Consider the following 15,084-nt stretch of genomic DNA (forward strand, 5'->3'; position numbering starts at 1 on the left):
TTATTCAAACGAAACTTTCGGTGCTGTTTGTGCGCTTTGCTCGGCACTGAAGTTTGGTTTGGTGTCCATGCCAATCACTTTGGCGGTCATTACTTGCGGGAACTGGCGTGCATAGCTGTTAAAGTCTTGCACTGTGCTGATGTAACGGTTACGCGCCACGGCAATACGGTTTTCTGTGCCTTCTAGTTGTACTTGTAACTCACGGAATTGCTCATTGGCTTTTAAGTCTGGATAGTTTTCAGACACGGCAATTAAACGCGACAAGGCACTGGTCATTTGCGCCTGTGCTTCCTGATATTTCTGGAATAACGCAGGGTCTTCCAATACCGACTTATCCACTTTTAAGCCTGCGACATTGGCACGTGCCTGAGTGACTTCAGTCAAGACTTGTTCTTCATGTTTGGCATAGCCTTTGACCACATTCACCAAATTTGGCACTAAATCGGCACGGCGTTGATATTGGTTTTGGACTTCTGACCAAGCCGCTGTTACGGCTTCATCTTTCACTTGTAAGGTGTTATAGCCACAACCGCTTAAAGTCAAGGTACTGCTTAAAGCCACTGCAAGCATGGTTTTTTTTGTGAAATTCATAGATTATCCTCTAAATTTTCTTTGTATTTGTTTGAAATGATATCATTCTAACGTGAAATTCTGACCTGTTTGTGTATTTTGTTTAATCGGAGATATCAGCAGACTGGTTACATCAAACAAAAACCTTGAACAGCAGATTGAATTGATATTGAAGTTTCAGCTCTTAAACCTTATATGAATCAAGGATGGCAATATTTTCCACAAGAAGATGAGCTGGATAAAATATCCAATAAAAAAGGACTGAATTCCTTAAAACTCAGCCCTTTCAAGATCTAAGCAAAACAAACTCGTTTAGACATCTAAATAATCTAAAATACCTTCTGCCGCCTGACGACCTTCCCAAATTGCAGTCACGACCAAATCAGAACCACGCACCATATCGCCCCCTGCAAAAATTTTCGGGTTAGACGTTTGGAACTTAAATGTTTGCTGTTCTGCTGCCACTACACGACCTGAACCGTCTACTCCAACATTGGCAGAGGCAAACCAATCTGCAGGGCTGGCACGGAAACCAAAAGCAAGTAATACTGCATCGGCAGCTAAAACTTCTTCTGAACCTGGAACAGGCTCTGGACTACGACGACCACGGCTGTCTGGCTCACCCAATTGCGTGGTCACCACTTTAACACCAGTGACTTTGCCATTTTCACCAATAATTTCAATGGGTTGACGATTAAATAAGAAATTCACCCCTTCTTCACGGGCGTTGGTCACTTCACGGCGTGAACCTGGCATATTGGCTTCATCACGACGATAGGCACAAGTGACTTGCTGCGCACCTTGACGAATAGAAGTACGGTTACAGTCCATGGCAGTATCTCCACCACCCAGTACAATCACTTTTTTGCCTTCAACGCTAATGTAGTCTGCAGGGTCTTTTTCCCAGCCTTGGCAACGGTTGACATTAGCAATCAAGAAATCCAGTGCATCATAAACGCCATCTAAATCTTCGCCTGCAAAGCCACCTTTCATATAGGTGTAAGTGCCCATGCCCATGAATACCGCATCGTAATCTGCAAGCAGTTGTTCAATGCTGATATCTGTACCAATTTCAGTATTTAAACGGAATTCAACCCCCATGCCCGAGAAAATTTCTCGGCGGCGTTTCATCACATCTTTTTCCATTTTAAATTCTGGAATACCAAAGGTGAGCAAGCCACCAATTTCAGGGCGTTTGTCAAAGACCACTGGTTTGACGCCATTACGCACCAAAATATCGGCACAGCCCAAACCTGCAGGGCCTGCACCAATAATCGCCACTTTTTTATCGGTCCATTTCACATGCGACATGTCTGGACGCCAACCCAAGGCAAAAGCCGTATCGTTGATGTACTTTTCAGCATTGCCAATGGTCACTGCACCAAAACCATCATTTAAGGTACATGCACCTTCACACAAACGGTCTTGTGGACAAACCCGTCCACAAACTTCAGGCAACGTATTGGTTTGATGACACAATTCTGCCGCCTGAAAAACACGGCCTTCCGAAATTAGTTTGAGCCAATTCGGAATGTAGTTATGCACAGGGCATTTCCATTCACAGTAGGGGTTACCACAGCCCAAACAACGATGGGTCTGATTAGCCGCCACTTCTGCAGTAAACGGTTTATAAATTTCCACAAACTCATTTTTGCGGACATCGAGATCTTTTTTCTCTGGATCTTGGCGTGCTACATCCAGAAATTGAAAGTCATTATGTAGGCGTTCTGCCATGTCTTTCTCCGTAGGGGGATGTGGATAACGCGACATTTACACTGGGTATAAGTCTAAAGTTATCCACATCTGCCGAATGTGAGTCGTGGATTATTGTGGATCTGCTTGGGTGGTTTTCAACAAAGTCTGCAAGTTGGCAGCTTTTGGTTTTACCAGCCAGAATTTACGGCTATAGAAATCAAACTCATGGCGGATTTTATATGCCCACGCACTGCCTGTTTCTTTAATATGTTCATCTAAAATACGGCACAAGAACTCTTTATGTTCTTCCATCGCTTCAGTCGAAATACGATTCAGCTCAATCAGTTCATGGTTGTAATGGTCAACGAAGTCATTATCTAAGTCCAGTACATAGGCAAAACCACCGGTCATGCCCGCACCGAAGTTATGTCCCACTTTGCCCAATACCGTTACAATCCCGCCTGTCATATATTCACAGCAATGGTCGCCTGCTCCTTCAATCACAGCGAAAGCACCTGAGTTACGCACCGCAAAACGCTCACCTGCCGTACCTGCAGCAAATAATTTACCACCGGTTGCACCATAGAGACAGGTATTACCAATAATGGCAGTATTCTGCGTTTGGAAAGGCGAACCTTTTGGTGGGAAGATGGAAATACGCCCCCCCGCCATGCCTTTACCCACATAGTCATTGGCATCGCCTTCAAGTTTGATATGCAAACCACCTGCATTCCAAACACCTAAAGATTGTCCCGCTGTACCCGTAAGGTTCAATTTGACAGGATGATGTTCCATGCTCAAGTTACCATAACGACGCGCAATTTCACCTGAAATACGCGCACCAATTGAACGGTCACAGTTGCTCACATTAAAGTAATAATCGCCCCCTGTACCTGCTTCAATTGCAGGCAACATCTCTGCAATCATTTTTTCAGCCAAGATGCCTTTGTCAAATGGCGCATTGCCTTCAACCTGACAGTATTGCGCTTTGCCTTCTGCTGCAGGGTGTGATTCTAACAAGGCACTTAAATCCAAGTGCGCATGTTTTTCAGTTTCACCCGGTAAAATTTCCAGCAAGTCGGTACGGCCAATCAAGTCTTTTAAGCTCGCCACACCCAATGCGGCTAACCATTCACGGGTTTCTTCCGCAATGAAAGTGAAGAAGTTGATCAGCATTTGTGGTTCACCAATATAGTGTTCCTGACGCAAATGATCTTGTTGAGTCGCTACCCCTGTTGCGCAGTTATTTAAGTGGCAAATACGTAAGTATTTACAACCCAAGGCAATCATTGGGGTTGAACCAAAGCCGAAGCTCTCCGCACCTAAAATTGCCGCTTTCACCACATCTAAACCAGTTTTTAAGCCACCATCGGTTTGCACACGAACTTTGCCACGTAGGTCATTCACACGTAAAGCTTGGTGCGCCTCGCTTAAACCTAATTCCCATGGCGAACCTGCATGGTGAATAGATGACAGTGGCGATGCTGCTGTACCGCCATCATAGCCCGAGATGGTAATGAAGTCGGCATAGGCTTTGGCTACACCTGCTGCAATGGTCCCAACACCTGGTTCAGATACCAACTTGACTGATACCATGGCTTGTGGATTGACTTGTTTTAAATCAAAAATCAATTGTGACAAGTCTTCAATCGAATAAATATCGTGGTGTGGTGGTGGTGAAATCAAAGTTACACCTGGCACAGAATAACGTAACCGTGCAATCAACCCATTCACTTTACCGCCTGGTAACTGACCACCCTCGCCTGGTTTTGCACCCTGTGCCACTTTAATCTGCAACACTTCTGCAGAGGTTAAGTAAGCAGGGGTTACCCCAAAACGTCCCGAAGCAATCTGTTTGATTTTCGAGTTACGAATCGTGCCATAACGTGCAGGGTCTTCACCGCCCTCACCTGAGTTTGAACGTCCACCAATGGTATTCATGGCTATCGCAATCGCTTCATGTGCTTCTGGCGATAACGCACCCAAAGACATCCCCGCAGAGTCAAAACGTGGCAGGATTTGCTCAACCGATTCCACTTGATCTAAGGGAATGGAATGGTCTGTTTTTAATTTGAATAGATCACGAATGGTCGCAATAGGGCGATTGTTCACGATTTCTGCATATTCTTTAAAATCTGCGTAATTGCCTGAACGCACCGCTTTATGTAAAGCATTGATCACATCTGGGTTAAAGGCATGATATTCCTTGCCAAATACAAATTTCAGCAAACCACCCTGATCAATTGGCTTACGCGATTTCCATGCCGCGTCTGCCAACTTTTTCTGATCGTTTTCAAGGTCGGCAAAGGTAGCCCCCTGAATACGGCTTGGCACACCAATAAAACAAATATTCACCACTTCAGCAGACAAACCCACCGCTTCAAACAACTGACCACCACGGTAAGAGGCAACAGTTGAAATGCCCATTTTGGATAAGACTTTAAGCAAGCCTTTTTCAATGCCTTTGCGGAAATTGCTTTGTGCATAAACAGGGTCGCCCAATAACTCACCTTTGGCAATCAAGTCATTGATCACATCATAAGCCAAATATGGGTACACTGCGGTTGCACCAAAACCAAGCAATACTGCAAATTGGTGCGGATCACGAGCAAAACCTGTTTCCACAATAATGTTGGCATCGGTACGTAAACCGACTTGAATTAAGTGGTGATGCACAGCACCAGTCACCATGACTGCATTGGCCGGTAAATGACCTTCACGGATTTTTTTATCGGTGAGTACCAATAAAGTTTTACCCTCACGCACCGCTTGTGCAGCAGTTTCACAAATCCGTTGAATCGCAGCTTGTAAACCTTCATTTTCAGCATAGTTCAGGTCGATGTCGGCAATTTCATAGCCTTTCCGACCCAAAGTGCGAATCTGATGCATTTTGGAATTGGTCAGTACAGGGCTTGAAATAATCAAGCGGTCTGCATGTTCTGGGCCTTGCTCAAATACGTTTTGTTCACGACCTAAACAAGTTTCCAACGACATCACGATCGATTCACGCAATGGATCAATCGGTGGATTGGTCACCTGTGCAAACTGCTGACGGAAATAATCCGACACATGGCGTACCTGACGCGACAATACTGCCATTGGCGTATCGTCACCCATAGAACCCACGGCTTCTTGACCACTTTCTGCAATTGGACGCAATAATTGATCACGCTCTTCAAAGGTCACCATAAACATTTTTTGTGCGGCTTTTAAGGCATCACCTTTTAAACCCTGATCACACAAATATTCTTCAAGCTCTGGGCTACCTTGTAAACGGATTGAATTTTCACGTAACCATTCACGGTAAGGACGCATTCTTTTCAGATGGTTATTTACATCCTGCGTATCGAGCACTTTGCCTGTAAAGGTGTCCACCACCAAAATTTGACCTGGGCCAACACGTCCTTTAGAAATTACATCTTCAGGCTCATAACCCCACACCCCAATTTCAGAGGCCAAAGTAATGTAGCCGTTTTTAGTGATCACCCAACGTGCAGGACGTAAGCCATTACGGTCTAGCATACAGATGGCATGTCGACCATCCTGAATCACCAAACCTGCAGGACCATCCCATGCTTCCATATGTTTAGAGTTAAATTCATAGAAGGCGCGTAAATCGGCATCAATTGTTTCGACGTTCTGCCATGCAGGCGGAACCAACATGCGCAAGGCACGAAATAAATCCATTCCGCCACCCACCAGAATTTCCAGCATGTTGTCTAAGCTAGAGGAGTCTGAACCTGTACGGTTTACAATTGGGTTTAGCTCTGTCAAACCTGGCAATAATGGATTTTCAAATTTAGGGGTACGTGCCATCGCCCAGTTACGGTTGGCGGTAATGGTGTTGATTTCACCATTGTGTGCCAAGTAACGGAATGGCTGCGCCAACGGCCAACGTGGCAAAGTGTTGGTCGAGAAACGCTGGTGGAACACCACAATATGTGATGCCAAACGTTCATCGGCAAGGTCGGTATAGAAGTCTGCAATCGCTGCAGGCATCATCAAGCCTTTATAGCTGATCACGGTTGAACATAGCGTGGTCACATAAAAATATGGATCGGCAGTCAATTGCTGCTCGGCACGACGACGCGCCAAGAATAATTTGCGGTTAAATTCAACTTCAGTCACACCCAATGGGCAATTGACAATAATTTGCTCAAACGCAGGCAAAGACTGCATGGCGATTTCGCCCAATGCGTCATTATTGGTGGGCACCACCCGCCAAGCTAAAACTTTACAGCCTTCCGCTTCAATTTCTTTAGTCAAAATATTTTTAGCATGAACAGCCAAAGCAGGATCAAGGTTCAGAAAAACCGTACCCACGGCAAAAATTTCACTGAGGGTAATGTCACTTAAGCGTTTTGCTTCTTCGCGGAAAAATTGCTTTGGCATCGCCAACAGCAAACCACATCCATCGCCCGTTTTACCGTCTGCAGCAATACCACCACGGTGGGTCATGCAACTTAAACTATGAATGGCAGTCTTGACGAGATCATGGCTTGCATCACCCTGCATATGGGCAATTAAACCGAAACCACAGTTATCTTTAAACTCATCTGGTTGGTATAAACCTTGAGTGGGAGCTACAGTATTAGGCGATGGCATGTGCATAGCGTACCCTTCTTTTACTTGCCCAATTGGGCCAATTAAACAATCTGTTTTTGCGATTTAACTCAATTTACAACTCTAAACATCAACTTTGAGTAAATGACCTATCTCTCATTTACGCAACTTTTATACTTGAATGTAGCAGGTAAATTTGACAGTTTCGCACAATCATTGAATTTTTTGCGCCAAAATAGGGACAACAACTCAATTCACGCACCAATAAAAGCAAAAACAATGCCAACTTTATTTTTCTTCAACCATGAGCTAAATTTCAGCATTCAGCGCATAAATGTAAAATAAAATCGCTTTTTTAAGTCAAATTCGCACTGTTTTTGTGCACTTGATTCTTTTTGTACACCATGCTGCGCCATTTTAGAACACATTTATTCGGGAGAAGAGTAGTTTTTTTGATCAAATTGGTGCAATTGAGCCAGAATAGCTCAATCCGAATCATAGACAAAATGGATAGAACAAATAAAGGCAAGCGATGGTTTGAATGACCTAAATGAAGCTAAAAGAATATTGGAAGTGTTTAAGATTAGTTAAAAGGGTCGCGCACTTCAGGTTCAGGTGCATCTGGCTGAGTTGGTGCTGTACCACTTTGTGATTTTTGTACATCCACGACATTACCCTCCTGATCACGGCGGGTAATCGTGGTGCTGGTGGTACTATTTTGTGGGGCAACAGCCTGCGTACTCGGTGCAGTCGTTGAGGTTGCAGGTGGACGCGCTAAAACACTTTCATCTATTGTAGGCACAGCTGCAGGACGTAAATTTACTGCATATAATTTGGTGCTTAATCCCATTTCATCTGCCCCTAAATCATTGACATAAGGACGATAATCTGCAAATTGCACCACTACGGGTTGAATGGTTTCAGGAAATTTAAATGGCAATGCGGTTAAGGTTTGTGCAGCTTCACGTTTATTGCCAAAACTGCCATATAGCATCACATATTGTTCAACCTGCCCCTCACCGCTTAAACGGATATAAAACAGCTTGCTCCGATCTGTTTGCTTTTTAATAAAACTTTTAATGATGTTTTCATCACTGACCCGAAACAGTTCAATTGTGCTGTTATTTTTTTGTTCCTGAATAAATTTAGTACCGCGAAATTCAGCCTCATGCAAGCCTGAAGCTGTTAATCGCGTGGTGAGCTCCAAAGGTCGAACTTCTTCTTGTAAACCACCCAAATAGGTGGTTGCAGCAACCTTTTCAGGTTGAATTTGCAGTGCAATTTCAGACTCAGGTTGTTTTTCAATTTCAACCAGTTCCTCGCGGTCAGTCACCGCCCAAAAAATCAGTGCCGCCAATAAACACAGCACCGCGCCCAGCAACCAAATCGACTGTTGAATTTTTTGCCAGTGTGTCCGCAGTGCTGTCATATGCTGCCTTTATGCTTGATTGGCTAAAATTGCCTGTTTCATCAATTCTAAGTCAAACTCTTTGGTGATGATGGCTTGACCCAATTGCTTCATGAGCACCAAACGCAATTGACCATTCAACACTTTTTTATCATGTGCCATATAAGCCAAAAACTTGTCCAGTGGAATTTGCGGACATACTATCGGTAAATTGGCACGAGAAATGATTTTTTTTGTACGCTCTAGATCTTCGGAAGAAATCCAGCCCATGCGCTGCGATAAATCAGCGGCCATCACCATCCCTGTCGCCACGGCTTCACCATGCAACCATTCACCATAACCCAAATAAGATTCAATTGCATGCCCAAAGGTGTGCCCAAGATTCAATAAAGCGCGCTCACCTTGCTCTTTTTCATCATTGGCAACAATACGTGCTTTATGTGCACATGAGCGATATACCGCTTCTGCCAATATAACAGGATCACGTGCCACTAACGCTTCCATATGCTTTTCCAGCCATTCTAGAAACTCAACATCCCCCAAAAGTGCATATTTAATAACTTCGGCTAAGCCTGCAGAAAGCTCACGCTCAGGCAAAGTATTCAGTTGCGACATATCTGCCAGCACCACTTGGGGTTGCTGAAATGCACCAATCATGTTTTTACCCAGTGGATGATTAATCCCTGTTTTGCCACCAACACTTGAATCGACCTGCGACAATAAAGTGGTTGGTACTTGAATGAAGTACACCCCGCGCTGAAAGCTTGCCGAAGCAAAGCCTGCCATATCGCCAATCACGCCACCACCCAAAGCCAGCACTGTACAGTCGCGGTTAAAACCTGCTTCTAGTAAGGCATCAAAAATAAGAGTCAGATGCTGAATATCTTTGTATTGTTCTCCATCAGGCAAAATACAGGTTGCCACTTTTTTGCCCAGTGCTTCAACAGCCGTCACATAGTGACTTAAATACAAAGCTGCAACCGTGGTATTGGTCACAATCATGACTTGCTGTCCTAGAATATAAGGTGCAAGTAATGCTTGAGGCTGAAGATCACTACCAATAAAAATAGGGTAACGGCGATCGCCGAGTTCAACATGTAAAGTCTGCATGAAAAGAGTCGCTTTCTACCTAAGATATTTGCTCTGAAACAATCGTATTTAAGATTTTTTGCGCCAAATCTCGCGCAGCACCCTGATTGGTTTCAATAATATAATGTGCCACCTCACGATACAACGGATCACGCACTGCAAGCAAATCACGTAGTCGTTGTTCGGGATTTTCGACTTGAAGTAACGGACGATTTTTGTCGCGATAGGTTCGCTGAAGTTGAATTTCAACAGGGGTATACAGATAAACAACAATACCGCGTTGTTTTAAGAAGTCACGATTCGGGGCTTGAGTTACCGCACCACCACCTGTAGCAAGTACAAGATTATGCCGTGTGGTTAACTCATCAATGACTGCTGTTTCACGACCACGAAACCCTTGTTCGCCTTCTTTTTCAAAAATCCAAGGAATCGTAGCGCCAGTTTTACGTTCAATTTCATGATCGCTGTCTAGAAATTGACGCCCTAACAATTCCGCCAAATGGCGTCCTACAGTAGTCTTACCTGCCCCCATCGGCCCTACCAAATAGATATTTGGTAGGGTGTCAAACTCTTTGCTTAGCAAGGAGTCACCTATAAATTTTGTTTAAATTAAAAATATATTAATGATTTCTTGAAACACTGTCATTAACAATTCGTGGTGTAACAAAAATCAGCAACTCACGTTTGTTTTCCGACTTAACATCTTTACGGAATAAACGTCCGATATAAGGAATATCGCCTAAGAATGGAACCTTTGTTTGTGAGTTAGCCGTTTGTTGCTCAAAAATACCACCCAAGACCACAGTTTCACCATTATCTACCAAAACGTTGGTATTCACGGCGTTCTTGTTAATCGTGAGCTGACCGGTTGGTGTAGGCGCACCTGGTGAGTCACTGGTGATATTCAATTGCATTTGCACCTTGCCATCTGGCGTTATACTTGGAGTCACATCCAAACTTAAAGTCGCATCAATAAATTCTGTGGTCGAGACAGCATTAGCGCCCCCACCTTCAGAAGATTGGTATGGAATTTGAGTACCCGATGCAACTTTGGCTTTTTGCTTGTCTGCAGTCAGGATTTTTGGTGTCGAAATCACTTCACCGTAACCATCGGCTTGTAATGCAGACAATTCCAAATCTAGCATAAAGTCAGATAAGCTGATTAAACCAAAAGCAATGCGGCTCGCACCTGCACTGGTCACACCTAAATCGACATTCAGGTTTTGTGGACGCTCAATATCATACTTCCAGCCACCTAAATCTTCATTTTTTTCTGGTTCACGCAAGTTCCACAAAGTCGTATCACTACCACCGACCAACAAGTGATTATTGTTGGTGATCCCTTGTGACAAGATACCCCACTTCACACCCATCTCTTTGGTGAAATCTGTGGTTGCACGTACGATACGTGCTTCAATCATCACCTGCTTCACAGACACATCAAGCAAATCAATCATCTGACGAATCTGATCAATTTTAGCGGAAGTATCGTTAATGATTAAGGTATTGGTACGTGGATCTACCGACACTGTACCGCGAGGGCTGAGCAAGCTCCCCACGCTATCACCTAATGGGTCAGTACCTGAACTTGTGTTGGAACCACTACGTGAGTTAGAAGCATTTTTACCGTCAGTAATCAGCTTCTCAATATCTGCCGCTTTAGCATAGTTCAATTGGATATATTCAGTTTGCAATGGCGCCAGTTTCACACTTTGTGCAATCGCTTTGGCTTCTTCTTCTTCGGCTTTAATCAACTCAGAAACAGGCGCAATCCAGATGACGTTACCATTACGACGCTTATCCAAGTTTTTGCTTTTCAGGATAATATCTAAAGCCTGATCCCAAGGCACATCTTTTAAACGTAAGGTAATGTTGCCTTGCACGGTGTCTGCTGCCACCATGTTAATGCCTGTGAAATCAGCCAATAACTGCAATACACGACGCACTTCAATGTCTTGGAAATCCAATGAAATCTTTTTACCTGTGTAGCTTTGTGCTGCACGTGGCTTAAACGGGTTTTTATCGACTGGGCGTTTTAAGCTGATCGTTAGTTTGTCTTCTGCTTGATACGCCATATATTCATAGCTGCCTGCAGCCTGAATAGTAATCACGCCATTGCTGCCATCATTGTGTGCATCAATGGTCGAAACAGGCGTTGCAAAGTCATTGACATTTAAACGACGCGCCAAATGTGCAGGTACTTTATTGCCTAAAGTACGTACCACAATTTTGCTGCCTTGCTGCTGCACATCTACAGGCGTATTGCTACCGAGTAGATCAATCACCACCTGACCTTCGCCTTCACCGCCACGCTGGAAACCAATATTCGAAACGCCTTGCGCACTACGTTGAGCAGTCACGGCAGCCACAGGGGTTGCCGTTTTTGAGTTGATTTTTAAAATAAAGGTATTGCCTTCAACACGCGTGGTGAATGCACCCGCATCTGCCAAATTCACAGTTAAACGTGAACGCTGTGCATCTGAACTTACCTCTACAGAGCTGGCTTCTTTGGTCGCAACAGCAACGCTGTTTTGTTTCAGGGTTTGTTGTGCTTTATCAAAATCTAGAATCAAGCGGGAAGGTTGTTCCAGCTGATATGCAGCAGGTTGAGGTGGCAAACCATTAAACATGACACGAATTTCGGTGCCCTGTCCCGGAATTTGCATGGGTACGATGTTGGTAATGCTGACTTGGGCATTGGCCACTTGCATCACGGCCATTGCGATTGCACCCATTGAAAACTGACGGAACAAATTATTCATTGTATTACCATCCCCAAAAATAAAATCTTTCACACTGTTATTCATTTTTATTCCTTTAATTTATGGCGCAGGCCCAATTAAAACCAAACTTCTTGGACGCTCTACATAACCTTCACGACCATCTGGAATAATTTCGATTAAATCAATTTGTGTAGGTGTAATATTTACTACACGACCATGATTTATCCCCATATAGCTACCACGCTGGATACGCTCAATTTCACCGTCTGGTGTTTGAATCAGTGCCAAAATTTTACCATTTTGACGCATACTGCCTTTCATGGTCAGTGACTCAAGTGCGTAATTTTCCAAGGGTTGTAACTGGCGAGCAAGGTTCGGATAAACGCGTTTCCCTGCCATTATTTTAAGCTCTGCCGCCAATGAACTAGGCATAAATGGGCTTTTGAGCTGGTGTGCTGCATAATTGAATGTTGGCGCAGGCTCAAACACGGGTGCAGGCTCAATCGGCAATGGTGGCTGATTACGGATTTCAGCCATTTGTGCATTGACTGCATCAATTCGAGAATCACAACCTACCATTAACACAGTTGCCAACAGGGCTAACGAAAGCTTTTCAATTTTCATTACTGTGCCCCTCCAGCAGTGTTAGCCGCAGTTTGTGTATCTGCACTGCCTACATAACGATAAGTTTTTGCTTGCGCTTTATAGGTTACTTGCGGAATATCAGTTTTCTTGTCTGTATTTTCAGTCGCTACAATTTCAAAGTCGTGCATGGTCACAATACGTGGCAATGCTGCTGTACCGCTCACGAATGAACCAAAGGCATGGTAATCACCTGTTGCTTCAATTGAAATTGGCTGTTCGATAAAGAACTCTTGTTTAATCTCGTTCTCTAAACGAATGTTTTTAAACTTTAAACCTGAATTCACGCCGGTCACGTTAATATCTTCAACCAAGCCTGGAATTTCAGTTTCTTTTGGCAATTGTTCAAGTTGTTGATTAAAGTTCGCTTCCATTTCTTGTAATTGTGCTTGATATTGCTGCAAATTACGCAATTTAGAATCTTTTTCGCGGAACTCATTTAACAAGTTTTGTTCTTGTGCATGTGCTGCTGCAATGGCATCTAACTTTGGCTTGATCACAACAAAATAACCTAAAGCCAAAATCAGGAAAGTAATAAAAATCCAGCAGGTAATTTTGACCGAAAGCGGCCAAGCACCATAATTGTTTGGATCTAGGGTATTGAACTGTTGAAAAAACTTTTCAACAGTCATTTTCTTTTTCGGAGCAACAGCAGCATCCTGATTTACTTCATCAAATTCATCGAGACTCATTGTGCTGCCCCCGCTGCTGATGTTGGATTAGGTTCTGTTGGTGTTACTGGAATTGCAATTTCTTCTAAATCTGAAGTCACTACAAAAGTACCGTAACTTTCCTCTACACGAGGAACCACAGAGCTTGGTGCTTTATCTTTATTTTCTTCTTTGGCTAAGAATGAATTCATAAATGCATTGCGGTACCAAGGCGATGCTTCCAAATTACGCAAGAATTCAGCCACAGTATTTGGACTTTCAGCCTTGCCTTCAAAAGTGAATTTATTGCCTGTACGACTCACTTTGGTTAAGTACATATTGCTTGGTGTCACACGTACCAATTCATCCACTAAACGCACAGCAATCGGACGCTGACTTTGTAAACCCTGAATCAGCTTCATGCGCTCAACAATAGCATTACGCTGTTCTTGCAAGCCTTCTAAAGATTTTAATTGTACATCTAGGTTTTGGTTGGTGCTGATCACCAATTGATTGGCTTGTTCTTGATCTTGTAACTTCGCGTTATAGAAGAACCACGCTAAAGCCACCAATAACGCCCCAACAGCCGCCGCTACAATACAAAATACAATAAATTCTTTTTTTCGTTTTTCTCTTAGCTCATCGCGCCAAGGGAGTAAGTTAATCTTTGCCATTAATCAAAACTCCTCATTGCTAAACCACATGCCACCATCAATGACGGTGCATCACTTTCAATTCTTTTAATGTCGATTTGTGGAGAGAAGCCCATTTGCAAGAATGGATTGGCAATGGTCACACGGTAGCCCAGTTTTTGCTGCAACAACTTCGCAAGACCTGGAATATTGGCATTCCCCCCTGCCAATAAAATGTGATCAATTTCATTAAATTGTGAAGAAGAAAAGAAGAACTGCAATGAACGTGCAGCTTGTTGCACCACCGCTTCTAAGAACGGCTCGAGCACTTCTACATCGTAGTCATCTGGCAAAGTACGGCTTTTTTTGGCGCGCCCTGCTTCTTCATACGACAAACCATAACGGTTTTGAATTTCTTGTGTCAGCTGTTTACCGCCAAAAGTTTGCTCGCGGGTATAAATAATTTTGTTATTTTGTAGCACCGACAAGGTAGTCATGGTATGACCAATGTCCAAAATACCAATGGTGTTCACACCCATTGGTAGAGTATCGGAGAACACTTTAAAGGCATTTTCGATGGCAAAACTTTCGACATCGGCAATTTTTGCTGTCAAGCCGCCCAAGTCCAAAGCTTCTACTCGTGCTTCTACGTTTTCTAAACGTGTCGCAACCAGCAACACATTGACGCGGTTTGGATTAGCCAAACGGTCTGGCTGGACTTCAAAGTCTAGGCTGACTTCATCTAATGGGAATGGAATATATTGCTCGGCATCCATACGAATTTGAACTTCACGCTCATCGCTGGTCATATCTGCATCCATTTCAATGATTTTGGTAATCACCATTGAGGTTGGAATTGCAAATGCTGCAGATGTAGATTGCGTGTTTGCTAAGTTCAATGCACGTTCAAGCGCATCCCCGACTGCTTCTGGATTGAGAATGTTTTTTTCAACCACACTGCCTTCTGGAAGTGGAACCAACGCATAGCTCTCGACCCAGTATCTACCATTCTTCACAGAGAGTTCTAATAACTTAACAGAAGTAGAACTAATATCTACACCTATTAACCCCTTACTTGGCTTACGATATAACCTACGCACAATAATACCATT

11 protein-coding genes are annotated in these 15,084 nt (G+C 43.6%); all 11 read right to left on the reverse strand.

Annotated features, from left to right (window positions below; genetic code table 11):
- The 11 genes from AC0T5Z_RS12255 to AC0T5Z_RS12305 all read right to left on the reverse strand — a co-directional run bounded on the left by AC0T5Z_RS12255 (window position 1) and on the right by AC0T5Z_RS12305 (window position 15,072).
- The gene (locus AC0T5Z_RS12255) at window positions 1-591 is read right to left on the reverse strand and encodes a LemA family protein (RefSeq protein WP_291340466.1); all 591 of its coding nucleotides are present in this window, start codon (window positions 589-591) and stop codon (window positions 1-3) included.
- Between the two features lie 291 nt (window positions 592-882).
- On the reverse strand, window positions 883-2,304 hold the full coding sequence (locus AC0T5Z_RS12260; RefSeq protein ID WP_435336956.1) for an FAD-dependent oxidoreductase: 1,422 nt from the start codon (window positions 2,302-2,304) through the stop codon (window positions 883-885).
- A 90-nt stretch (window positions 2,305-2,394) separates the two neighbouring features.
- A complete protein-coding gene (gltB, locus tag AC0T5Z_RS12265; RefSeq protein WP_435336955.1) occupies window positions 2,395-6,870 on the reverse strand; it encodes a glutamate synthase large subunit in 4,476 nt (1,491 codons plus the stop codon).
- Window positions 6,871-7,411: 541 nt separating this feature from the next.
- Window positions 7,412-8,257, reverse strand: a complete 846-nt coding sequence (locus tag AC0T5Z_RS12270) for a hypothetical protein (RefSeq protein ID WP_136143667.1) — start codon at window positions 8,255-8,257, stop codon at window positions 7,412-7,414.
- A 9-nt stretch (window positions 8,258-8,266) separates the two neighbouring features.
- On the reverse strand, window positions 8,267-9,346 hold the full coding sequence (gene aroB, locus AC0T5Z_RS12275) for a 3-dehydroquinate synthase (protein WP_435336954.1): 1,080 nt from the start codon (window positions 9,344-9,346) through the stop codon (window positions 8,267-8,269).
- 19 nt (window positions 9,347-9,365) lie between these two features.
- Window positions 9,366-9,908 (reverse strand): shikimate kinase AroK, encoded by a 543-nt coding sequence (aroK, locus tag AC0T5Z_RS12280; protein ID WP_435336953.1) that lies wholly within the window; start codon window positions 9,906-9,908, stop codon window positions 9,366-9,368.
- Between the two features lie 37 nt (window positions 9,909-9,945).
- Window positions 9,946-12,087: a type IV pilus secretin PilQ gene (locus tag AC0T5Z_RS12285; RefSeq protein ID WP_435336980.1), complete on the reverse strand. Its 2,142-nt coding sequence runs from the start codon at window positions 12,085-12,087 to the stop codon at window positions 9,946-9,948.
- A gap of 60 nt (window positions 12,088-12,147) precedes the next feature.
- Window positions 12,148-12,672 carry a pilus assembly protein PilP gene (locus AC0T5Z_RS12290; protein WP_291340470.1) on the reverse strand — a complete coding sequence of 175 codons (525 nt, stop codon included), beginning with the start codon at window positions 12,670-12,672 and terminating at the stop codon, window positions 12,148-12,150.
- Complete coding sequence (locus tag AC0T5Z_RS12295) at window positions 12,672-13,382, reverse strand: type IV pilus inner membrane component PilO (RefSeq protein ID WP_435336952.1); 711 nt, start codon at window positions 13,380-13,382, stop codon at window positions 12,672-12,674. Before AC0T5Z_RS12295 ends, AC0T5Z_RS12290 begins: the two co-directional genes overlap by 1 nt.
- Window positions 13,379-14,014, reverse strand: a complete 636-nt coding sequence (locus AC0T5Z_RS12300; protein ID WP_291340472.1) for a PilN domain-containing protein — start codon at window positions 14,012-14,014, stop codon at window positions 13,379-13,381. Before AC0T5Z_RS12300 ends, AC0T5Z_RS12295 begins: the two co-directional genes overlap by 4 nt.
- Window positions 14,014-15,072: a pilus assembly protein PilM gene (locus AC0T5Z_RS12305; protein ID WP_278518700.1), complete on the reverse strand. Its 1,059-nt coding sequence runs from the start codon at window positions 15,070-15,072 to the stop codon at window positions 14,014-14,016. Before AC0T5Z_RS12305 ends, AC0T5Z_RS12300 begins: the two co-directional genes overlap by 1 nt.
- Window positions 15,073-15,084: the final 12 nt, after the last annotated feature.

This window comes from Acinetobacter pengchengensis (genome assembly GCF_982235305.1).